A 24,393-nucleotide genomic window follows, 5' to 3' on the forward strand; every position below is an offset into this window, starting at 1 on the left:
TAAGCGCATCCACAATCGTTTTTACATTGTACTTATACATTCCTACATACGTTCCTTCTACAGTTCCTGCGTTTCCTAGTGCATCTGAGTATAATGTTCCTCCAATTGCAACTTCATGTCCGCTTGCTTGTACAGAAGCTTGCAATGCTTCAATGGTACGTTTTGGCACTGAAGTTTCTACAAAAACCGCTTTTATCTTTTTATCAATAATGAAGGTTGCAAGTTTTTGTACATCTTGCACACCAGCTTCCGTTGCAGTTGATAATCCTTGCAAACCAACCACTTCAAAATTGTGTAGTTTTCCAAAGTAATTAAAGGCATCGTGCGCTGTAACTAGAATTCGCTTTTCTTTAGGCAAGGTTTCAATAGTTGCCGCAATTTCAGTCGCTAATACATCTAATTTTGCAATATAGGCTTGTCCGTTTTTTTCAAAACTTTCAGCATTCTTTGGATCTAATCTTTTAAGTTCATCAATCACAAATTGAGTTGCTTGTTTCCAATATCCAATATGAAACCAAATATGCGGATCATAATTTGAAGCAAAATATTCGGAACCAATCAGTCCTTTTTTATCGATCGCATCAGAAACTGTAATAATTTTCTTTTGCTGCTTTCGCAATTTTTCGAAAATATCCTCTAGTTTTCCTTCCAAATGCAATCCGCTATAAATAATTACATCAGCATTAGATAGCCTACTTACGTCTCCTGCACTGGCTTTGTACAAATGTGGATCTACGCCACTTCCCATTAACCCTTCCACTTCTACAATATCGCCACCAATATTTTGAACCATATCAGTAATCATTGTAGTTGTTGTAACAATTTTAAGCTTTCCGTCTCGCTTTTTCGCTTCAGTTTTACAACTCGTTATTGCAATAACTGCGAGAAGTATGTATATGTATTTTTTCATTTTTATTATTGATTCGTCTTTTTGTTTTTTACAAAATCGTCACTTCGAGTGTGCTGAACTTGATTCAGCGTGTATCGAGAAGTACTATGAATTTCGAAGTAGTTCTCGATACTATTTTCTTTCATTTCGACAAGCTCAATGTGACAGAAAATCACTCGAACTGACGTTTTTTTTATGTTAGCCTTTTCAGCACAATTGTTTATAATTTTACATTAAAAAAGCCTACTTTTTAATGTAAATATTATTCGCTATTTGCTGTGAAATCACAAATTCTTCTTTTTTAATGCGAATCTTCATAGAATTATCAAACGGCTCTTTATCAATCACTTTTATCTTTTTTCCGAGTGCAATTCCTTGCTTGTCTAAATATTTTAAGAATGATGAAGACGAATCTTTCACACCGACAATAATACCTTTGTCATTTACATCTAGCGTAACTAAAAGCACATCTGCATTATCTGAAATATTTCCATCTTTATCTGGAATTGGGTCACCATGTGGATCGCGCTTTGGAAATCCTAAAAATTCATCTAATTGATCAATGAGTTTTTCAGATTTTATATGCTCCAATTGCTCAGCAACATCATGTACTTCATCCCAAGTAAAATTGAGCTTTTCTAGCAAAAACACTTCCCAAAGTCTGTGTTTTCTAATGATATTAGCGGCAATTAACTTTCCTTCTTCTGTCAATTCAGAACCTTTGTAACGCTTATAGTTCACCAAGCCTTTTTCAGATAGTTTTTTAATCATATCTGTTACAGAAGAAGCTTTGGTGTTCATTTTTTCCGCAATTGCATTCGTACTAATGCCTCCATCAAACGTATCGCCAAGATGATAGATCGCTTTTAAGTAGTTTTCCTCCGAAAGTGTCATCATAATTCTTTAATTAACAGCACAAATATACAATTTTTACTTTAATGCTGATTCTATTTTTAGACAAGACTAAAAATTAATTATATATTTGCAAAAAATTTGTTCTAATGAATGTAAAGATTTGTTTTATTTTATTCCTAATTTATTTCACAGGGTTCTCTCAAAACACAGAAATAAAAGGAGTTGTATTATATAAAAACAGTCCTGTTCCTTTTGTAAATGTATATGTAAAGAATGCAAGTAAAGGAACGATGTCAGATGAAGAAGGAAACTATTCATTTAAACTTGCACAAGGAACGCATACTTTAATTGTGCAATCTATTGGTTTTAAAACTGTAGAAGAAAAAGTTACTGTTGAGAATAAAACACTAACCTTAAATTTTAACTTGGAAGAAGATGTTTTAGGCTTAGATCAAGTCGTAGTTTCGGCAACAAGAACTGCGCTAAATCGACGAGAAGCACCAGTTTTAGTAACGGTTACAAATGCAGAATCTTTAAAAAATGTACAAGCAGCAACCTTGTTTGAAGGTTTGAGTTTCCAACCAGGATTGCGTACGGAAGTAAATTGTCAAAATTGTGGTTTTTCGCAAATTCGAATTAACGGTTTGGATGGTGCATATTCACAAATTTTAGTGAATAGTCGTCCTGTTTTTGGTTCGTTGAATGGAATTTACGGTTTGGAACAAATTCCAACAAATATGATTGAGCAAATTGAAGTGACTCGCGGTGGCGGATCGGCTATATTTGGCTCGAATGCTATTGCAGGAACAATCAATATTATTACAAAAGATCCGATAGAAAATCAGTTTCAAGTCGCTTCTAAAATTGGTTTGATTGATGGCGAAAGTACGGATGCAGTTACTACATTTAATTCAACTTTTGTATCTGAAGATTTGAATAAAGGAATTACTTTTTTTGGAATGCATCGCGATCGAGAAGGATACGATACTAATGATGATGGCTTTACCGAAATGACCAAGTTGCGCAATTTAAATTTCGGGCTCAAGTCGTTTTACAAATTTGACTTCCGACGAAAGTTGACACTCGAATTTAATGCTTCTAATGAATATAGACGCGGTGGAGACTTCATTGATAAATCGCCCATTTTTGCCAATATTGCTGAAGAAATTACAAGTAACGTGATTGGCTCAGGTATTACGTTTGATTATTTTTCGGAGGATTATTTACAAAAGTTTTCTGCATACGGAAATGTTCAAAATTCACGATCAGATAATTATTATGGCACAAACCAAGATCCAAACGGTTTTGGATTAACGAAAGATTTTGTTACGATTGCTGGTGTGCAACATACAGCAAAGTTTGAAAATTTCTTAGGCGGAAGCATGGATTTGACTTCTGGTGTTGAACATCGTTTTAATCGAATTAAGGAACGTCGTGAAAATCCGTTGATAATTCCGATCACGCAAAACACCAATACACTTGGAATTTACACACAGCTCGATTGGAAAATTTTAGATAATTTAAAAGTATTGACAGGCGCACGAGGTGAATTGTTCACTTCAAACCTGAATGATGAATCACTTTTTATTGTGAATCCGCGTGTGAGTATTTTATACAATATTACCGAAACGATTAGCTTCAGAACTGGTTATTCGCAAGGATTTAGAGCTCCGCAATTTTATTCGGAAGATGTACATTCGGAAATCATTACTGGCGAAGTACGTCGTGTACGCTTGGCGGAAGATTTAAAAGAAGAATTGTCGCATAGCTTTATTGGTTCGTTAGAATATTCGCATCAACATGAAGAACATCAACTCGTTTTAACCTTGGAAGGATTTTACACAACCATTAATGATCCGTTTGTATATGAAGCACGCGGTGATGTCGGTGGTTTGGAGATTAAAGAAAAAATTAATGGCGATAATGCTATTGTAAATGGTTTTAATGTAGAAGCTAGATACAGCCCAAATCCGAAGTTTTCATTTCAGCTTGGCGGAACGTTTCAGAATAGTTATTTTGAAAATTCGTACGAACCTGAAGAAGGAATTGTAACTAATAAAATTACGCGTACGCCAAACATTTACGGAAATATGATGTTCAATTATACACCAAATGAACAATGGGATTTTAATGTAAATGGTGTGTATACAGGAAAAATGTATGTACCGCATGTAGCAGGATTTATTTCGGAAACCGTTTTGGAAGAAACACCTAATTTACTTGAATTTGGTTTGAATGCTAGTAGAACATTTACTATTTCTGATGCATATCAATTTGAAATTAATGGCGGAGTTAAGAACATTTTTAATGCGTATCAAGATGATTTTGATCAAACTGTAGACAGAGATCCAAATTATATTTACGGACCTTCACAACCGCGAACCATTTTTATAGGATTGAAGTTTGGAACGGATCTGTAAAATTAGATCGCTGCGCTACTAGATATTAGATCGCTAACGCTGTTAGATATGAGACCGCTGCGCTTTTAGATGCTAGACTTTTATGATTTATCTTTTTGTTTGCTAACATTTTACGTCATGCTAAACTAGATTCAGCATCACATAAGAGTGAGAAATCTCAATACTCATTACTAAATATCTAGCTACTAAGTTTAGACTGTTCTATTCATCAATTGTTCACCAAATACTTTTAACATTTGCTTTTCTTTATCGCCAATATTTAAGGTTTCCAATACCTGAAAAGCTTTCAACGTGTATTCTGAAATTGCAGTTTTCATTGTTTCTGGCACATTTGCTTCGTTGAAGATTGTTTTTACAGTGGCTACTTTTTCGGTAGTATCTACTGGTTTTTCAGAAAATAACTGCATCAATTTTTTTGTATTCGCTTCCGAACTATTTTCAAGTGCCTTAAGGTATAGATAGGTTTTTTTATTCTCAATAATATCACCACCAACTTGTTTTCCAAAGGTTTTTGGATCGCCATAAGCATCAAGGTAATCATCTTGCAATTGAAATGCTACTCCTAAATAACGACCAAAATCATAAATCCCTTCTGCATCTTTATCGCTCGTTTGTGCTATAATGGCGCCCATTTTCATTGCTGCACCAACCAAAACCGCAGTTTTGTATTCAATCATTTTTAAATATTCAGGAATTGTAACATCGTTTCTGGTTTCAAAATCAACATCGTATTGTTGTCCCTCACATACTTGAATTGCTGTTTTACTGAACAATTCTGCCAAAGCCTTGAATATGTTTCCATCATAATTCTCAAACAGTTGATATGCTAAAATCAGCATTGTATCACCAGATAAAATTCCAGTATTAATATCCCATTTTTCATGCACTGTTACTTTTCCTCTACGCAAAGGCGCTTCATCCATAATATCATCATGCACCAATGAAAAATTATGAAAAACCTCAACTGCTAAAGCTGCATCTAATGCCTTTTTGTAAGGAGTACCAAAAATTTCAGCAGTCATTAAAGTCAACACTGGACGCAAGCGTTTCCCTCCAAGTTTCAAAATATATACTATAGGTTCGTATAAGTTTTTAGGTTCGGTAAGAACAACTTTTTCTTCTAAATACTTTATGAATGTTTCTCTGTATTGAGCAATATCTGCCATGAATGTGAAATTTTAACAAAAATACCATATTTCCAGTTCTTGCAAATTAAAATCAATTGTTAAATAATTGTAAAAACCATGGAAACTTTTTTTGTTTTCAAAGTTTCCTGTGTACTTTTGCACTCTACTTATGAAAGAAAAAATAAAAATAACGGCAACAGATTTATTCCTAAACTTAGGATTTAAGAGTGTGACGATGGATGATATTGCCAACGAAATGGGCATCTCAAAAAAAACCATTTACACACATTTCAATAACAAAACTGCGCTTGTCAATGAAGTAACAAGTTCCCTATTTTGTATAATTAGCGAAGGTATTGACTTGATTTGTGCCGCAGAAAAGAATTCCATTGAAGAATTGTATGAGATCAAACGATTTGTCATGGAACATTTAAAAAACGAAAAATCTTCACCACAATATCAATTGCAGAAATACTATCCAAAAATTTATGCAACGCTGAAAAAAAAGCAATTTGATGTAATGCAAGATTGTGTAAAAGACAATTTGACTCGCGGTGTTAATTCTGAAATGTACAGAGGAAACATTGATGTAGAGTTTGTGTCTCGAATTTATTTTACAGGCGTAATTGGAATAAAGGATAACGAATTATTCCCAACGAAAATGTTCCCTATGAATACACTGATGGATCAATTTTTAGAATATCACTTACGTGGAATTTGCACACCGAAAGGACTAGAAACTTTAAACAAATTTATAACAACAACTAATCAATCATCATAACATGCAAAACAAACTAATATTTTTCTTTAGTTTATGTTTTCTGAGTTTTGGATTTTCTCAGAATCAAGAGATACCAAAGAGTTTTTCTTTGGATGAAGCCATCGCATTTGCACTTGAAAACAACAGAACTGCAAAAAATGCAGTCCGTGATATTGAAGCCGCAAAAAAGCAAAAATGGGAAACTACCGCAACTGGATTACCACAAATTAATGCAAAAGTCGATTATCAAAACTGGTTAAAACAACAAGTATCATTATTGCCAGCTTCAATTTTATCTGAACAAGATAGAGAAGATTTAGGGTTAAATATAAATGATCAATTTCCTGCAACTTTTGGTACGAAACAAACTGTAAATGCAAACATTACCTTAAATCAATTGATTTTTGATGGTTCGTATTTGGTAGGATTGCAATCAGCAAAAGTATTTTTAGAGATTTCTCAAAATGCCAAAGAAAAAACAGATTTAGAAATTAGAAAAGCTGTCATTAATGCGTATGGAAATGTATTACTTTCAGAAGAAAGTGTACTGATTTTAGAACGCAATAAAACGACACTAGAGAAAAATTTAAGTGAGACGAAGAAGATTTACGAAAACGGACTTACTGAAGAAGAAGATGTAGAACAATTGGAAATTACACTTGCTAGTATTGAAAGTAATTTGAGAAATGTAAAGCGTTTACGTGACTTATCATACAAAATGCTAAATATCACTTTAGGGATTGACTTGAATAATGATACAACACTTACTGATACACTTCAAGGACTTACGGTTGAAAATATTGCACCTTCTTTATTTGCTGCCGAAGACGATGTTACCAAAACGGTTGACTACAGAATTGCCTCTAACGATACTCGCGCTAAAGAATTATTATTAAAATTAGAAAAAACCAAAGCTTTGCCATCACTTGCAGGATTTGTTACTGCTGGATATAATGGAAATGCAAACTCTTTTGAGTTTTTCCAAAAAGATCAACAATGGTTTGGATCTGCTGCTTTTGGTGTCAGTTTAAACATTCCAATATTTAGTTCTTTTCAAAGAAGCGCTGCTACCCAACGTGCAAAAATTAATTTAGAAAAAGCACAAGACGATTTAACGGAAGTAGAACAACAATTAAAGTTGCAAGTTGCCTCTGCAAAAAGCGATTATCAGTTATCAATAGAAGAATACGAAACGGCAAAGAAAAACCTTAGACTTTCAGAACGCATTGAGAAGAAAAATCAAGTGAAGTTTTTTGAAGGTATAGGTTCTAGCTTTGAATTGCGTCAAGCACAAACACAATTGTATACTGCACAGCAAGAATATTTACAGGCTATGCTCGATGTGATTAATACAAAAGCACAATTGGAAACTATTTTAAATAAAACGAATTAATTAAAGGAGTTTAAGAGTTTATGAAAAAATAAATGTCTGGCAGAAGTCACAACTAAGCTGATAAATTTCTAAACATATAAACTCATCAACTATAAAAAAATCAATCATAATGAAAAAAATAAATATACTTCTTCTCCCTATAGTACTTGTATTAGTTTCTTGCGGTGGTGGAACTGAGAAAAACATTGATACGTTGATCTCTGAAAAAAATGTAGACGCAATTACCGAAAAAAGAGATGCATTAAAGAAAGAAAAAAGTGAGCTTGATGCTAAAATTAAAAAGCTTTCGGATGCTATTGAAGAAATTAATCCAACAAAGAAGAAAACATATATTACCTTATTTTCTGCAAAAGATAGCATTTTCAATCACTACTTAGAATTACAAGGAAGTGTTGATACAAAGAAAAATATTGTGATCACGCCAGAAATGAGTGGAATTCTTAAGCAAGTATTTGTAAAAGAAGGTCAACGCGTAAGCAAAGGTCAAATTTTAGCAAGAATCGATGACGGCGGAATGAGTCAGCAAGTAGCACAATTGCAAATTCAAGCAGACTTAGCAAAAACTACTTACGAACGTCAAAAAAGATTATGGGATCAAAAAATTGGTTCTGAAATTCAGTTTCTTCAAGCAAAATCTGCGTACGAAGCGCAACAAAAAGCAGTCGACCAATTAAAGGTTCAATTAAGTAAAACTGCTGTCAGAGCACCATTTTCAGGTGTTATTGATGATGTAATTACGGAGCAAGGTTCGGTAGTTGGTGCTGGACAATCGCAAATAATTCGTATTGTCAACTTACGTGATATGTACATTGAAGCTGTAATTCCTGAAAAATACCTAACAAGTGTCACAAAAGGGAAAGATGTAGAAGTATATTTCCCTGTATTAGGAGAAAAGGTAAATGCAAAAATACGTCAAGCTTCAGATTTCATTGACCCTAACAACCGTACATTTAAAATAGAAATTGCGGTGAAAAACGAAAAGGGAAACATTAAACCAAACTTAACGGCAAAGCTTAAAATTAATGATTACACAAATCCAAAAGCAATCTTAATTCCGCAAAGTGTGATTTCAGAAAATGCAGATGGTGAACAATATGTGTTTTTAGCTGATTCGCTACAAGGAAAAACTGCCAAAGCAAAAAGAGCCTTTATCTCTACTGGAAAAACACAGGGTGACTTTATCGAAATTCTTAAAGGATTAACCGATGGAGATGCTATTGTAAATGAAGGTGCGCGTAGTGTAAATGATGGACAAGAAATAACGATTATAAAAAAATAATACGACCAACCAATGTCTGATAAAAAAATCAATAAGGAGTTTAAAATATCCTCTTGGGCAATAGATAATTCAACGATTATCTACGTTATCATGGGATTGCTCTTAGTGCTTGGGCTTTCTGCATATTTTAGTATGCCTAGAGAAGATTTCCCAGAAATTAAAGAAACAAAAATTTACATCAGTACTATTTATCCTGGAAACACAGCAGAAGATATTGAAAAACTGATTGTAGATCCGCTTGAAGATCAAATCAAAAACATAAGTAATGTGGTAGAAGTTACTTCTACATCGCAGGAAGATTACGGAATTATTGTGGTTGAATTTGATGAAGGAATTTCAGTTGAAGCTGCCAAAACGAAAGTAAAGGATAAAGTCGATACAGAAAAAGGTAGTGAAGATTGGCCAACATTCAATGGCGCCAAAGTAGAACCAAATATATTTGATTTGAACCTCTCTGAAGAAGTTCCTATTCTTAATATCAATATTATTGGAGACTATCCAATAGAAAAATTGAAAGAATATGCCGAAGATCTAGAAGATGAAATTGAAGATTTAGATCAAATCAAACAAGTAGACATTCGTGGTGCGCAAGAAAAAGAAGTAGAAGTTGCTGTTGATGTCTATAAAATGATGGCTGCACAAGTAAACTTTGACGATGTACGAAGCGCTATTGCAAACGGAAACGTTACAATCTCTGCCGGAAACTTAATCTCTTCAGGACAACGACGTACCATTCGTCTTTTGGGAGAAATTGAAAGCCCTAAAGAACTAGAAAATTTTGTGGTAAAATCAATTGATGGACCTGTATACTTACGAGATATTGCTACGGTTCGTTTTAAAGAAGAAGACAAAACAACCTACGCACGAAAATCTGGAGAAAGTGTTGTAATGCTTGATGTAAAGAAGCGTGCGGGTAAAAATATGGTCGCTGCGGCGGAAGAAATCAATAAGATCATTGAGGACTTCAAAAAAGAACATGAAGACTTAGATGTTTCTATCACAAATGATCAATCTCAAAAAACCATCAACCAAGTAAATGATTTGGTAAACAATATTATTTTCGGAATCATTTTAGTGGTTTTCGTCTTAATGTTCTTCCTTGGATTTAGAAATGCCTTATTTGTAGGATTGGCAATTCCGATGTCGATGTTTATGTCGTTCATGATTCTAAATTTATTAGGATATACCATGAACACAATGATTCTATTTGCCCTTATTATGGGACTTGGAATGCTGGTAGATAACGGAATTGTGGTTGTTGAAAACGTGTATCGATTAATGGAAGAAGAAGGCATGTCTCGCATAGAAGCTGCCAAAAAAGGAATTGGTGAAATTGCGTTTCCAATTATCATTTCTACCTTAACAACTGTTGCTGCCTTTGTTCCTTTAGGAATGTGGCCAGGAGTTATGGGACAATTTATGATCTACTTCCCTATTACACTATCGGTTGTATTAGGTTCGTCATTATTTGTAGCAATATTGATCAACTCTATGATGGTGTCACAATTTATGGAAGTTGGAGAGCGCAAACTCAAAATAAAGCAATTGCTTATTTTAAGTACTGTATTGGTAATTTTAGGAGTTATTTGCTATGTAATTGGTGGAAAAGCAGTAGGACTTGGAACATTATTCATTTTCATTGCAATTATGTTTTGGGTATACAAATATGTACTCAAACCAATGGCGCGTTATTTCCAAACAAAAATACTAGCAGCACTTGAAAGATCGTACGAACGCTTCTTACGTTTTGCTTTAACTGGATGGAAATCGTATGCATTTTCAATAGGAACTTTTCTATTATTGATTGTTACATTTATGATGTTTGGACAATCCATTCAAAGCAAACGTACCAAAGTAGAATTCTTCCCAGACAATAAACCAAATCAAATTATTGTCTATGTAGAATATCCGCAAGGAACAGCTATTGAAAAAACAAATGAAATTACTAAGGAAATTGAACAACGTGTATTTGCTGTTTTAAATAGCAACACATACATGGATGGAGACAGGAATTTCTTAGTAGAAGCTGCTGTATCACAAGTAGGTGAAGGTGCTGGAAATCCACAAACTGATGGTGGATCAGCTGCCGAAATGCCACACAAAGGAAAAATTACGGCTTCCATGCGCGAATACAAATTCCGTAGAGGAAAAGATAGTGAAGAATTGCGCAAAAGAGTTACAGACACCTTAAAAGGAATTTACCCAGGAGTTGCTATTTCTGTAGAAAAAGATGCCGTTGGTCCGCCAGTTGGATATCCTATTAATATTGAATTAGAAGGTGATGATTATACGCAATTAATCGCTGAAGCGGAAAATATGCGTGACTTAATCAATTCAAAAAATATTGCAGGAATTGAAGAATTAAAAATTGACGTAAACAAAGGAAAACCTGCAATGCAAGTTGTAGTTGACCGAGAAAAATCGGGAGAGTTAGGAGTTTCTGCAGGACAAGTTGGACAACAATTACGTAATTCTTTATTTGGAGTAAAAGCAGCCGTTTATAAGGAAGATGGTGAAGATTATGATATCTATTTACGTTTCAATCAAGAGAATCGTTACAATACAAGTTCGCTGTTCAACCAAAAAATGATTTTTAGAAATCAAATGGGACAATTGAAAGAGATTCCTGTTTCAGCAGTTACAAAACAGCGAAATACATCTGGATTTAGTGCCATTAAACACAACGATTACAAACGTGTGGTAACCTTATATTCTGGATTAGCGCCAGGATATACAGATGCAGCAGCTATTGTAGATCAAATTCAGGCGGAAATTGCAGGTGAATTTGATGTTGAAGATCAAGGTATTAAAGTAGATTTTACAGGACAGATTGAAGAACAAAACAAGCAAATGATATTCTTAATGAGTGCATTTTTTGCTGGCTTAGGTTTAATTATGTTGATCCTAATCTTCCAATTTAGTTCCATCTCAAAACCAACAATCATCATGATTGCAATTTTCTTAAGTTTGATTGGTGTTTTTGGTGGAGTATTAATTACTGGTGCCTCATTCGTAATTATGATGACCATGATGGGAATTATCTCCCTTGCGGGAATTGTGGTAAATAATGGTGTTGTACTGCTTGATTATACCCAATTATTGATTGATAGAAGGAAACACGAATTAAATATTCCTGAAGGTCGTTATTTACCAATTCCTCATGTATATGAAGCAATTGTAAAAGCAGGAAAAGCACGTTTGCGTCCAGTATTATTAACAGCTATTACAACGGTACTTGGATTAATTCCGCTGGCAATTGGTTTCAATATTGACTTCTTCTCACTATTCAGTGAGTTTGATCCAAAAATATATATTGGTGGAGACAACGTAATATTTTGGGGACCATTAGCATGGACTGTAATTTACGGATTAATCATTGCTACGTTCTTAACATTAATTATTGTTCCAATACTGTTTTACCTCATCACAAAATTCAAGTTTTGGGCATTCAAAGACAAGCGCCCTGTTGAATCTGATAGAAACATCATCGACGATACAGACGAAGATGAAGACATAAATGAAATTGATTTACCAATACAAACGGTATAAAAGAAATATATAAGGTTTATAGATAAAAAAGCTAGAAGAAGGAAACTCCTTAATCTAGCTTTTTTTAGTTTTTATACAGGTCTAAAATTTTCGCTTTTAAATGATGAGCGTAATTTTTATCATTCTTAAGAGAAATAAATATGACCTACATTATATCGATATGTAATCGAATATTCAAAGAAGTCATTTTGCATTATAAGAGAGAGTTTAAAACAAAAGATAACGTTTATATTCTACACATTGAGAATGAGATAGAAAACAAAATAGATTTGCCAATTAAAACGGTGTAATCTAAAAAGTACACAAACAAAAAAATCCCGAAATCTAAATTAGATTTCGGGATTTTTTTTATCGTTATGTACACTTATTTATTGCTCACAACTGAAGTTGAGCGTTTCCATGTATTTACATTTTTAACTTTACTACCAGAATAATCTACTTCACTTAACTGGTTTGTATTCCAGAAAAACCATTTTCCAACTTTCTTTCCGTTTTCATAATTTCCAACGGCAGTCTTCTTTCCATTCGTATCAAATGATTTCCATTCTCCTTGCAATTTTCCTTGTAGTGTAAAAAAACCTGTTTGTGCTACAGCTCCATTTTCATGGTAATAAGTAGCTTCAACTAAATCTCCTTTTTTCTCTAAGGTTGGCTTGTCATTGTTTTGTGCGAATGCAGTAACTCCTGAAACTAGGAAAACTGCTATTAAAAGTAACTTTTTCATATCTATATATTTTTTAAAATTTGAGGATCTTGTTAATAATTATATTACAAACTTAACATTTTTTTTACTTTCAAGCAACCTTTACGTAACATTAAATTAACATTGAGACTGTAAAAGAATGATTATCAGATTATTAAATTTTAACCAAAAAAACTTCTCGTACAAAAAAAGGGGAAAAACACTTGTTTCTATTTAGGATTAACATGGCTGTAATTAGGAGAGATACGTACTAGTTTTGGGAAAAACTAGAATAAAAAAACTAAAACTACTATTTATGGGATCAATTGGAATTGAATGGGTCAATGAATACAACGGAAATGCTTCCGACCTCAGTAATAATGATAATAATGCAAGAGGCTTTTACAATAAATTACAAGGCGTCAAACAATTTGACTACGGAGATAATTTAGCTTGGGATCGTGATTTTGAAAAATCAGGAAAAGGAAATCCTGCTGACGGAACAGATACAACCTATGCTGACAATGTAGATATTGCTTTTTTCTCAGGTCATGGTTCAAAAAGCTATTTACTCTTTGGAAGAAATGATTTTGATAACGGAAAAGCCAGAAATACAGAAATGGAACTTGGTGATAAAGATTTGGAATGGATCGTTTTTGACGGCTGTAATGCTTTGGATTTTGATGGTGTTTTTGACCGTTGGGGATGGGGCGTTTTTAAAGGATTACACTTCATTTTAGGATTTGCAACTATATGTTATGATCGAAGAGATAGAGGAGAAAAATTTGCAAAACGCTTAAATGATTCTTGGACTGTTCGTGAAGCATGGATTAAAGCCTGTATAGAAACGGAACCGACAGAAACAAAATGGGCATATTTACGCGCAAACGAAGGAAGCATTAGTACGTACGCCGATCATTGGCACGGAAAAGGAAGTGTAAGTATCGATCCTGATAATCCTACGCAACTAGCGTACGCAAACGGAAACTGTTAACATTCAATCATCAAAAAAAATACAAAATGAAAGATTCATTATTTAAATTCAATACAAAATTACCAGAAAACGTTGGTCATGTACCAATGTATAGAACATTTCACTTCGATACTGCTTCAAGCAAAAACAAAGAATATGCAAACTACATTGCAAAACGCACTGAGTTTTTACGTTCCAACTTTAAAACTGATGGAGAACTTAGAGATTTAGGAGATCAATTAATCATTAGAAATCAAAAAGAAGCATTAGAAATATTTACAGGAAGTGACTCCTTTTGGTGGACAGATCGCGAAAACGCATATAGCGAAAACAAAGAGCTTTCTGAAAATTTACCTTCTGAAAAAGAAGCTATTCGCAGTGCACAAAAGCTTTTGGAAGAATTAAAAATTGATACAAGTACCATGAAAGTACATTCGGTTTCCAATTCTTTTACTGCTACGAGTGAATCACCAAAAGATAGAGATCCTAAAAAATTTCCAACAAGTGTCGATGTTAACTTTACACACGAGTTGGAAGGTTTGCCAATATTTGGTTCGGGTGCAAAAACACAAATTTCATTTATAAACAACGATCAGTTGGTTCAGTTTGCACACTTTAACAGAATACCAAAACAAGAAGGAAAAGCGGAAGTAATTTCGCCAGAAGAAGCTGTACAACAAGTATTTGATAACTTCCGATTTGCTGTTATCAAAGAACAAGGAAAAAGTTCAGGAGAAATCACAGATGTAAGTCTTGGATATTATGCTGCAAGTCCGTCAGACTTACAACGATTTTTAATTCCAGTATATAAAGTACAAGGAAATGTATCTACACCCGAATTAGAAAACTACGATTTTAACTTATATGTAATTGCAGCTAAGGAAAGTCAAGCAATGGCAAAGCAAAAAGGTCAAACAAATCAGCCATTAGAAACTGTTTTTAATTAATATAAAAGAAAACGCTTCTACAGTAGAAGTGTTTTTCTTTCTGAAATACATAAAATAATAGATTATAAATTGAAAGTCAAACCTATCAATTTGTACTCATAATTTTAAACCGATTCTTGGTTTTGTACTGATACAATTTAATCTAAACCTAACCCAGAGGGTTTAAAGTTACATTTGCAGGTTGAGCAACAGTATCCACATTAAGTTCTACTGTTTGATATCCAGGAAAAGAAAATAATAATTCTACTGGTAGTTCGGCTACTTCAATCGTAAAGTTACCGTGTAAGCCAGCATAAGTACTTTGTGACGTTCCTTTAACAGTGACATTAGCGCCAACCAATGGTTGTCCGTTTGCTCCATCTGTTACATTTCCTGTAATAGTATTTTGTGCCATGATATTGATTAATTAATATTTTTATATGCTGAAACTAATACTTTTTTTACAAGTTGATGCTTTTTTATAGAAAAAACGACAAAACTAAACAAAGGGCTGCTTACGCATTTTAAAAATATTTAGTTGTCTTAATGATTTACCAAAGACCATTAAATTTTCGCTTTTAAAACCGCATACACATGTAAAAATTATATAGATGCGATAAACAAGTTACACAAGAAGTCACATTCAAAACTACATTCAACACATAAAAAAGGACGCTTCAAAAACAGAAGCGTCCTTTTTCTTATTCAAATAAAATAGTGTATTCTATAATTTAAAAGTCAATCCTGCACTTAAGGTCATACCATTAAATCCAAACTGATTAACTTCCCAAGGATATCTAAAACGACCACCTAAGTCAGTTCCGAAATCTCCAAACGTATTGATTTCATCAGGATATGTATCTAACAAATTGTTAATTGACACTTTTGCAGACACTGATTTACTAACTTCATACGATGCTGAGAAATCCGTAACAATTTTTCCTGCAAATGTTTGGTCAAAACCAGGAGTACTAGGATGTCTCCAAGTTACTTTTCCAAAATATGTATTATTTAATGCGAAAAACCATTTTCCTAATTCATATTCAAGTCCTAAAACACCTTTTAAGTTTGGACGTGCTGTCGTAATTCTCGATTGTTCTTCTCTATTAAAAATATCCGTATATCCTGCGTTTAAAATTTTATCTGGCACAGAAATCGTTCCATCAAGATCTGTTTTATTCCAGTTAAATGCAGCATTTACAGTTAGTTTTCCTGAACCCAATTCTATACCTCTATAGTTAGCTACTAAATCAATTCCTTGTGTTTTTGTATCAACAGCATTTACAAAGAAAGTAATGTTTCCAATATTATTATCTAATAATACTTGCTCAACGGCATTGGTAGAAGTATCGTCTCCATCAAACCCTAATGGATTTGTAAACAACACTCTATCATCAACTCTAATGTTATAATAGTCTATTGAAACTGTAAATCTTGGCGTGAATTTATACGTAAATCCAGCCGCAATGTTAAATGATTCTTCTGCATCTAATTGTGGTACACCTAATCCAGCAATTGGATCAATAATAACAGGATCTGCATTATTGAATGTTCCTTGCTGACCAATAGTTCCATCTGCTAATTGTAATGTTTGAATATTACTTAAATAAATTTGATGTAACGATGGTGCTCTAAATCCAGTATTTATAGAAGCTCTAATAGCTCCTTTCTTTTCAGGAAGTAAGTATCTTGCATTAATTTTCCATGAAACATTATTTCCAAAATCGCTATAATCTTCATAACGAACAGCTCCACCAACTAATAATTGCTCTGAAGCATCCCAATCTATTCCTCCATATACTCCTATATTAGAACGTTTTTCACGTAATGCATTTTCTGGACGTAATCCTGGAAAAGATTGTGCACCTCCATTTGAATAAGAAGCTGGCTCTCCTGCTTTCGTTACAAATTGTTCGCTTCTCACTTCACTTCCAAAAGAAATAGAAACATCACCAAAGCTTTTAGAAATATCTAAGTTTCCTATATCATTTTTAAAACTATATCCTCCTGGATTAAACGTTGTTGGACTATTTGCTCCTAAGCTTGGGTTTATAGTATTTCCTATTGTATAATCGACCGCATTTCTTCCAAATGTATAACTTAAATCAACTTTCCAACCATTAAACATTTCCCATCGGTTTCCAATAGAAAGTGTATTGTCTCTAATGTCAGTTTCAAATGTTGGTTGAAATCCGTTATAAGCTTGTCCCGGAGGCGTTAGCAATCCGAAATCATCAGTAATCCAATACGGTGCTCTGTAGAGTGCAAAACTTGTTCCGTTACGTTGTTGTAAACTTCCAAAAACATAGAATTCTGCTTTATTATCATTATATGGAATTCCACTATTAAATGACAATCCGAATTTGTCATATTCTGGTTGCCCAACAATCATTCCCAAGTCAGGATTTGCTTGAATCCATGGATGTGTTCCATCTAACAAACTTGAATCGCCAAAAATGTTTCCAAATAATAAATCATTTCCTGGCTCTCCTGCTCTATTGGTATAATCTTGATGGTAAAATTCGGCTGTTACATTAAAATAGCCATCATCTCCAAAAGTAAATCCAGTGTTAATGTCTGCATTATATCTAAATCCATCTCCTTGAGAAGTAACTCCAGATCCTAAATTGATCGTAGTTTGTTTTGGTTTTTCTTTTAATATTATATTGATTACACCAGCAATGGCATCCGAACCATATTGTGCAGAAGCTCCATCTCTTAAAACCTCTATTCTTTCAATAGCAGAAGCCGGAATACTTTTCATATCTACTCCTACTTCACCTCTACCTGGGGTTTCATTTACATATACTAATGCACTTTGATTTTTTCTTTTACCGTTTATAAGTACTAAAGTTCTACTTGGTCCTAAATTACGAAGTTCAGAAGGATCAAAATGTGCTGTTGCATCAGAAATTGTTTGATTGGTTGAATTAAACGATGGGACACGATAACTCAACATTTTATCAACTTCTGGCTGCGCGCTTATAGCTAATTCTCTCGCACTAATATTATCTACAGGTACAGGAGATTCTAGTACTGTTCTAGGTTTTGCTCTGTTTCCTACTAATACAATTTTATCTAATGCAAGTCCCGATTTAAGAGCAACATTTACTGGACTACTAGACGAACTCACTTCTACTTCTTGTGATTCAAAACCAGTTGAAGAAAAAACAAGCGTTACTGGTAATTGAGTTGCGCTAAGCATGTACTTTCCATCAAAATCGGTAATTGTTCCTTGTGCTGTTCCTTTAATAGAAACATTAGCGCCAGGTAATGGACCTCCAGTGTCCGCATCAGTAACAGTTCCTTTAATTGTATTTTGAAGCTTCATATCTTTTATTTCGAGAGTAGAATTTACACCTTTCTCATCAAGACTATTAGCGATAGCTTTAGCTCTTGGCTTCTTATTATAAATCACATAATATTTATCTCCAAGGTGTTCAAATGTAAAGCGTGTAGTTTGCTCTAATTTTGTAATCACCTTACTTAGATTCTTGTAATTATAATCGTTTGGATTTAGCACAGTATTCACTACATCTTTTGCTTTATAAGAAAAGAATACAGAATGCTTGTTACTTAATTTCTCTAAAAATTTTGGAAGGGAAATATAATTCTCGTTATCCCTTTCTAAATTACTCGCTTCAATTACTTGTGCAAAACCAAAAAATAAGGTTAGTACAAGTAATAAACTAATGGCTGATTTTTTAATCATAATATTTCATTTACGTATGTTAGTTAGTTATTTTATATATTAATATTTGGTCTTTATTTTTCTGAATTTTAACATTCGTTATTTTCTCTATAGCTTTTAAGCATATTTCTAAATTTTCATTTGGTATACCACCTGATATTTCAGAATATTTTAAGCTATCATTATCAAACGCTACCGATACTCCGTAGGTGTTTTCTATATGCTTCATTACAGACTCTAAAGTCTTTTTGTTAAAAACATACGTTTTAGGTTTCCATATAGCGTAGGTGTCGTTCTTTTCAATTTTTTTATGAGAAATTGTTTCTTTATCAGAAGACACCGAAACTATTTCACCTGGCTTCATAACCTTCTGTTTCCCGTCATTAAACACAAGGTTTATAGAGCCTTCATCAAGAATAACATCTGTTTTTTCTAATCTGCTGTTTACATTAAATTCGGTACCATACACTTCAACAGTAAGATTATTAGTATTCACCCAAAATTTGGCTTTTGTAGATGGTATAGGTTTTACTTTAAAATATGCTTCTCCATTTAGGGTTACATTTCTTGGTTCATCTTTATGGTAACTTAATTCTGAATTTCCATTTAAAGTAACTAATGTTCCATCTTGTAATTTAATATTGGCCACTTCACCAAATCCAGTTTTATAATTTATTTCGTCAGAAGCATCAAAAAAGGTTAGTATTGAAAAGAAAAAAATAAGTCCTACAGCAGCAATTGACAATGCATATCTAGTATATAAAATTAACTTAGCAGGTTTTTTTATTGTCGGTGTTGAGACACTGTCTAATACGCTTTGTAGAGACTCATTAATTTCTTCAGTATCTACACTATTCTTCTTAAAGGATATACCTAAGATCATTGCCTTTGCTGTATATACTTTATCTATATGTTCTGGATGTTTTTTAATCCAATCTTTCCAAAAAGCAACATCATTTTGATTACTTTCATGTACCCAATTTTTAAACGAGTCATCGTCTAAGAGTTCTTCTAAATGTAATTTAGATTTCCGATTCATTAACTTTAAAAAGTTTAGCTGTTTATTAGTAAAGAGAGTAGCGTATTGTTTTTATACCCTATTTTTTTCAATTTTTTTTCAAAATATTTGAAATCATCTCATTTTCAGTAGCGTTTCTTATCTTTTTAAATGCCTTTTGAATAGTATTCAGAACACTTTGATAAGAAATATTCATTATAGAAGAAATTTCAGAAACTTTCAATTCGCTATAGTACTTTAAGTAAATAGCTTCTCGTTCCCTTGGAGGTAAATTATTTAATATAGTAGTTAGTGTATCAGATTTAATATTAGAAATCTCTTGTCGTATAGCAATTTCCTCAGGAGAAAATTCAAAATTAGACACGTATACACTTTCTACATCTGTATCTGTAAAGCGACGTTCTTCTTTTAGCTTTTTTAATAAAGCTCTTCTAAAAGATATAAACAGATAGCTTTTAATTGATTTCACTTCGTTAATGGAATCTCTATGCGTATACAAGTAAATAAAAAAATCTTGAAGACAATCTTTTGTTAAGGAAGGACATTTGGAGAACTTCAAACCATAATTGTATAACTCACTATAGTTCATTTTAAAAATTGCAGAAAACGCATTTTTATCACCAGATAAAAATGAATACCATAACGTGTTTTCTGAACTATTCATACCAAATAATTACGTGCTTAGAGGTCTCTAATTTATTAAAATAAATTTTAACATGTACTTTTTAAGCAATTTTGATATATGCAAAACAAATTCCACTGCATCAAAATATATGTATTTTTTTATGTTAAATTCCATAAATACACTAACAAATTTGCGTTTTTAAAAGAAAATTGACAAATCTAAATGAAGTACTACTCTAAGTCTCCAAAATATTTCAATTCCAACACACATCATCCGCCAAAAACCATTAAATTTGCGCTTTTAAAATCGCATACACATGTACAGATCACATAGTTGTGGTGAGTTAAGATCATCGCACATTACACAAGAAGTTGCCTTAGCAGGTTGGGTTCAAAAGTCTAGAGATAAAGGATTTATGATTTGGGTTGATCTTCGCGATCGCTACGGAATCACACAATTAATCTTTGATGAAGAACGCACACCAGCCGACGTTTTTGAAAAAGCAAAAACACTTGGAAGAGAATTTGTTGTTCAAGTAAAAGGAAACGTGATTGAACGTGAAGCTAAAAACTCAAAAATCCCAACGGGAGATATTGAAATTTTAGTGACTGAATTGACACTTTTAAATGCTTCTTTATTACCACCTTTTACAATTGAAGATGATACGGATGGTGGAGAAGATATCCGAATGAAATATCGCTACTTAGACATTCGTCGAAATCCTGTAAAAAACAGTTTGATGTTTCGTCATAAAGTATCAATGGAAGTTCGTAAATATTTGTCGGATCAAGAATTTATTGAGGTTGAAACTCCATATTTAATCAAATCTACACCAGAAGGTGCGCGTGATTTTGTGGTTCCTTCTCGTATGAATGAAGGACAGTTTTACGCATTACCACAATCGCCACAAACCTTCAAACAATTGTTGATGGTTGGTGGAATGGATAAATATTTCCAGATTGTAAAGTGTTTTCGTGATGAAGATTTACGTGCCGACAGACAACCTGAATTTACGCAAATTGACTGCGAAATGGCGTTTGTAGAGCAAGAAGATATTTTAAACGTTTTTGAAGGATTAACACGTCACTTACTAAGTGAAATCAAAGGAATTGAAATTGAAAAATTCCCAAGAATAACCTACGATTACGCTATGAAAACCTACGGAAATGACAAACCAGACATTCGTTTTGGTATGGAATTCGGTGAGTTAAACGATGTAGCACAACACAAAGAATTCAACGTATTCAACTCGGCAGAATTGGTTGTTGGAATTGCAGTTCCTGGAGCAGCAAGTTACACACGTAAGCAAATTGATAAACTGATTGATTGGGTAAGACGTCCACAAGTTGGTGCACTAGGAATGGTGTATGTAAAATGTAATGAAGACGGAACATTCAAATCATCTGTAGATAAATTTTACGACCAAGAAGATTTGGCAAAATGGGCAGAAGCAACTGGCGCAAAAGCTGGTGATTTAATCTGCGTATTATCTGGAAATACAAATAAAGTTCGTGCACAACTAAGCGCTTTACGTATGGAAATGGCAGAACGCTTAAACTTGCGTAATCCTGAAGAATTTGCACCACTTTGGGTAATGGACTTCCCATTATTAGAACTAGACGAAGAAACTGGTCACTATCATGCAATGCACCATCCATTTACATCTCCAAAACCTGGACAATTAGAATTGTTAGATACAAATCCTGGCGATGTAAAAGCAAACGCGTATGATTTAGTCTTAAACGGAAATGAAATTGGTGGAGGATCTATTCGTATTCACGATAAAGAAATGCAAGCAACAATGTTTAAGCATTTAGGATTTACCGAAGAAGAAGCAAAAGCGCAATTTGGATTCTTAATGGATGCTTTCCAATATGGAGCGCCGCCACATGGTGGATTGGCCTTTGGATTGGATAGATTGGTTGCTATTTTAGGCGGACAAGAAACGATTCGTGATTTTATTGCGTTCCCGAAAAACAACTCGGGTCGTGATGTGATGATTGATGCGCCTGCAACTATTGATGATGAACAATTAAAGGAGTTAAGCATTAAGCTTGATTTATAAATAATTTGAGTTCTATACAAATGTCAAATCGAGCGCAGTCGAGATTCAATTAAAACAATTGTTTTTGTATAAATAGTTTCTTATTTCGAACTCAGATTAGATATATAAAAGAGGTTGTCTAAAAAGTGTATTTTTTAGACAACCTTTTTACTTTCACTACATATTAGTGACATTGCTGATTTCCACAAGCAGAATATAATGCCGTAGTTCCACACGTCCAATGACATGTAATACAAGAACATGTATGGCAACCAACTGTTCCAGCTCCAGATATTGCTTCTTCCTCTAAATTTGAAATTTTACTTTTGCTGAATGATAATTTTTTTAATGACTTTTTTTTCATGATTTAAAAATTTAATGATTATTAATTATCATTATTGTATATAATGACCTTTTTGGATTTGCAAGCATGCTTTTCTAGAATAAACCCTAAATCAATATAGCCATTAATCGGGCTCAAAAAATAGACTTCTTCCATAAATTGAACGATTTAGGCTACAATATATCAGCAAGAATTTATAATTTAAAAAATTGAAATTGTAGTCTTTTAAATTATATATATACACAAATTAAAACACCATGGTATATTTCATACGATGTAGTTTGTACCACTATAAAATACCTTCATACGATTACATTCGTATTATATATATAAACCTGTTTAATAATTTATTTTTTGGTTAGTTTTATACCATGCAAACCATCAAAACCAACTTTTTCTTTCTCGTTGCTATCGTTTTAGCTATCTGCGTAGCATCTTGCGCAAAGCAACCAAAAGAAGAAAATTTTATTCCAACAGAAAATGCATTTACAAACGATGCGCATTATATTGATCCTGAAACAGCACTATTGAGTGATGGATTTGAAGTGTGTTATGAAGATTATATTCTCCAATATTACAATCCAGAGCACGCAACATATAGCGAAGGTAAAAACGGCTTGCGAAACTTTATCTTATCAAACTATACAAACAATAACTATACAGATTCTGGTTACCTTAACATTCGCTTTGTGATTAATTGTAAAGGCGAAGCAGGACGTTATGTAATTCATGAAAACGATTTGGATTTGGCACCAAAAACGTTCACAAAAGAGCTAAAGGATCAGCTTTTTAAGTTGACAACAGAATTAAAAGAGTGGAATCCGAACCTAATTACAGGTGAAAATGGAAGCGCTTATTACGACACGTATATGTACATCTCATACCGAATAGAAAATGGAAACATTACCGAAATCCTTCCTTAGTATCATTCTAGTCATTTTGCTCTTTTCTTGCGAAGAAAAAATTGACACCAAAAAACGTTCTATGGAATGTTTTGAATACGGAATGCAACATTATCAAGGAACGCAAGAAAGCATCAATGGTTTTGCAAAAGCTGTAGAATATGATCCTACACATGCAGAATCTTGGCGCGAATTGTCGATTCCGTTCTTAAAAAGAGGCATGCCACATTTGTGGAAAAAATACATTGACAAAGCTGTGGAACTCGATCCAATTGCATGGCAAGGCTATCGCGGTTACAATTATTTGTGGTTTTATCGCGATTATAAAAAAGCCATTGCCGATTTTAATGCGACTGATACATTAACTCCAAATTTTACAGATGCACCACAAGGTCATAGTGTCGATTTTTGGCGCGGAATTGCCTATTTAGGATTAAAAGATTATGAAAATTCGATTGCTTTTTTTGACAGGCACATTCAAAAAGAAATTAAGGAATCTGGCGAAGATTGGGTAGAACATGAAGCATTTCTCTATCGCGGAATTGCACATTATGAAGCCAGAAATTATAAAAAAGCACTTAAAAGCCTCAACACATTACTAAAATACAATACTGATTTTGCAGATGCCAAATACTACAAAGCGTTGATTTTGCTTGAAGAATGTGAATCATTACAACTAAAAATTAACTTTGAAGAACAAACGCGCAGTAGCAACTTTCTGGCAAAAATTCTTAAAAAAGAAAGACAAGAAAAACAACAAGAAGCCTTAAAAATCATTGAAGAAGCTATCGAAAACTTTAACAATGGATATTCCGATCAACGTCCGTACGTAGAAACGATTCGCCAATTATATTTGGAAGATTATACAAACCTAAAAGCGAAATTGGAATCGATGCATTAGATTTGTACTTTTAAAA

At 33.3% G+C, this 24,393-nt stretch carries 19 protein-coding genes; 10 read left to right on the forward strand and 9 right to left on the reverse strand.

The features are described from left to right. Positions 1 to 910, reverse strand: a 910-nt coding sequence (locus ACRBBL_RS21110) for a metal ABC transporter solute-binding protein, Zn/Mn family (RefSeq protein WP_431371075.1), incomplete at its 3' end; no start/stop codon positions are given. Between the two features lie 222 nt (positions 911 to 1,132). Next, entirely contained in the window at positions 1,133 to 1,783 is a 651-nt protein-coding gene (locus tag ACRBBL_RS21115) for a metal-dependent transcriptional regulator (RefSeq protein WP_431371147.1), read from the reverse strand. 107 nt (positions 1,784 to 1,890) lie between these two features. Here ACRBBL_RS21115 and ACRBBL_RS21120 point away from each other — a divergent pair, with 107 nt between their 5' ends. Next, positions 1,891 to 4,164: a TonB-dependent receptor gene (locus ACRBBL_RS21120; RefSeq protein ID WP_431371076.1), complete on the forward strand. Its 2,274-nt coding sequence runs from the start codon at positions 1,891 to 1,893 to the stop codon at positions 4,162 to 4,164. Between the two features lie 191 nt (positions 4,165 to 4,355). On the opposite strand, the gene ACRBBL_RS21125 is transcribed toward ACRBBL_RS21120, so the two are convergent. Further along, a complete protein-coding gene (locus ACRBBL_RS21125) occupies positions 4,356 to 5,330 on the reverse strand; it encodes a polyprenyl synthetase family protein (RefSeq protein WP_431371077.1) in 975 nt (324 codons plus the stop codon). A 130-nt stretch (positions 5,331 to 5,460) separates the two neighbouring features. Between ACRBBL_RS21125 and ACRBBL_RS21130 the strand changes: the two genes are divergently transcribed. The 4 genes from ACRBBL_RS21130 (at position 5,461) to ACRBBL_RS21145 (ending at position 12,272) form a co-directional block, all read left to right on the forward strand. Next, complete coding sequence (locus ACRBBL_RS21130; protein WP_431371078.1) at positions 5,461 to 6,072, forward strand: TetR/AcrR family transcriptional regulator; 612 nt, start codon at positions 5,461 to 5,463, stop codon at positions 6,070 to 6,072. Between the two features lies 1 nt (position 6,073). Continuing rightward, positions 6,074 to 7,444, forward strand: coding sequence for a TolC family protein (locus ACRBBL_RS21135; protein ID WP_431371079.1), 1,371 nt, complete (start codon positions 6,074 to 6,076; stop codon positions 7,442 to 7,444). Between the two features lie 109 nt (positions 7,445 to 7,553). Continuing rightward, the gene (locus tag ACRBBL_RS21140) at positions 7,554 to 8,723 is read left to right on the forward strand and encodes an efflux RND transporter periplasmic adaptor subunit (protein ID WP_431371080.1); all 1,170 of its coding nucleotides are present in this window, start codon (positions 7,554 to 7,556) and stop codon (positions 8,721 to 8,723) included. 12 nt (positions 8,724 to 8,735) lie between these two features. Continuing rightward, positions 8,736 to 12,272 (forward strand): efflux RND transporter permease subunit, encoded by a 3,537-nt coding sequence (locus tag ACRBBL_RS21145; RefSeq protein ID WP_431371081.1) that lies wholly within the window; start codon positions 8,736 to 8,738, stop codon positions 12,270 to 12,272. Between the two features lie 364 nt (positions 12,273 to 12,636). Here the strand turns inward: ACRBBL_RS21145 and ACRBBL_RS21150 are convergent, their stop codons facing one another. Then, positions 12,637 to 12,996, reverse strand: a complete 360-nt coding sequence (locus ACRBBL_RS21150; RefSeq protein WP_431371082.1) for a toxin-antitoxin system YwqK family antitoxin — start codon at positions 12,994 to 12,996, stop codon at positions 12,637 to 12,639. 274 nt (positions 12,997 to 13,270) lie between these two features. On the opposite strand from ACRBBL_RS21150, the gene ACRBBL_RS21155 reads away from it, so the two are divergent. Continuing rightward, entirely contained in the window at positions 13,271 to 13,948 is a 678-nt protein-coding gene (locus ACRBBL_RS21155; RefSeq protein WP_431371083.1) for a DUF6345 domain-containing protein, read from the forward strand. A gap of 26 nt (positions 13,949 to 13,974) precedes the next feature. Then, positions 13,975 to 14,874 carry a hypothetical protein gene (locus ACRBBL_RS21160; protein ID WP_431371084.1) on the forward strand — a complete coding sequence of 300 codons (900 nt, stop codon included), beginning with the start codon at positions 13,975 to 13,977 and terminating at the stop codon, positions 14,872 to 14,874. A gap of 148 nt (positions 14,875 to 15,022) precedes the next feature. Here ACRBBL_RS21160 and ACRBBL_RS21165 read toward each other — a convergent pair whose 3' ends face one another. From ACRBBL_RS21165 to ACRBBL_RS21180, 4 genes are all read right to left on the reverse strand, one after another. Then, a complete protein-coding gene (locus ACRBBL_RS21165; protein WP_431371085.1) occupies positions 15,023 to 15,268 on the reverse strand; it encodes a carboxypeptidase-like regulatory domain-containing protein in 246 nt (81 codons plus the stop codon). A gap of 309 nt (positions 15,269 to 15,577) precedes the next feature. After that, positions 15,578 to 18,565 carry a TonB-dependent receptor gene (locus ACRBBL_RS21170; RefSeq protein WP_431371086.1) on the reverse strand — a complete coding sequence of 996 codons (2,988 nt, stop codon included), beginning with the start codon at positions 18,563 to 18,565 and terminating at the stop codon, positions 15,578 to 15,580. Positions 18,566 to 18,584: 19 nt separating this feature from the next. Next, complete coding sequence (locus ACRBBL_RS21175) at positions 18,585 to 19,583, reverse strand: FecR family protein (RefSeq protein ID WP_431371087.1); 999 nt, start codon at positions 19,581 to 19,583, stop codon at positions 18,585 to 18,587. Between the two features lie 67 nt (positions 19,584 to 19,650). Then, positions 19,651 to 20,226, reverse strand: a complete 576-nt coding sequence (locus tag ACRBBL_RS21180; RefSeq protein WP_431371088.1) for an RNA polymerase sigma factor — start codon at positions 20,224 to 20,226, stop codon at positions 19,651 to 19,653. Positions 20,227 to 20,503: 277 nt separating this feature from the next. On the opposite strand from ACRBBL_RS21180, the gene aspS reads away from it, so the two are divergent. After that, complete coding sequence (gene aspS, locus ACRBBL_RS21185) at positions 20,504 to 22,252, forward strand: aspartate--tRNA ligase (protein ID WP_431371089.1); 1,749 nt, start codon at positions 20,504 to 20,506, stop codon at positions 22,250 to 22,252. 163 nt (positions 22,253 to 22,415) lie between these two features. On the opposite strand, the gene ACRBBL_RS21190 is transcribed toward aspS, so the two are convergent. Beyond that, positions 22,416 to 22,595 (reverse strand): class I lanthipeptide, encoded by a 180-nt coding sequence (locus ACRBBL_RS21190; RefSeq protein WP_431371090.1) that lies wholly within the window; start codon positions 22,593 to 22,595, stop codon positions 22,416 to 22,418. 350 nt (positions 22,596 to 22,945) lie between these two features. Between ACRBBL_RS21190 and ACRBBL_RS21195 the strand changes: the two genes are divergently transcribed. Together ACRBBL_RS21195 and ACRBBL_RS21200 are read left to right on the forward strand one after the other, a co-directional pair. Further along, positions 22,946 to 23,497: a hypothetical protein gene (locus ACRBBL_RS21195; RefSeq protein ID WP_431371091.1), complete on the forward strand. Its 552-nt coding sequence runs from the start codon at positions 22,946 to 22,948 to the stop codon at positions 23,495 to 23,497. Next, complete coding sequence (locus ACRBBL_RS21200) at positions 23,469 to 24,377, forward strand: tetratricopeptide repeat protein (protein WP_431371092.1); 909 nt, start codon at positions 23,469 to 23,471, stop codon at positions 24,375 to 24,377. The genes ACRBBL_RS21195 and ACRBBL_RS21200 overlap by 29 nt, the downstream gene beginning before the upstream one ends. Positions 24,378 to 24,393 lie beyond the last annotated feature (16 nt).

The sequence above is a fragment of the Kordia sp. genome, assembly GCF_050633145.1.
Taxonomy (GTDB): Bacteria; Bacteroidota; Bacteroidia; order Flavobacteriales; family Flavobacteriaceae; genus Kordia.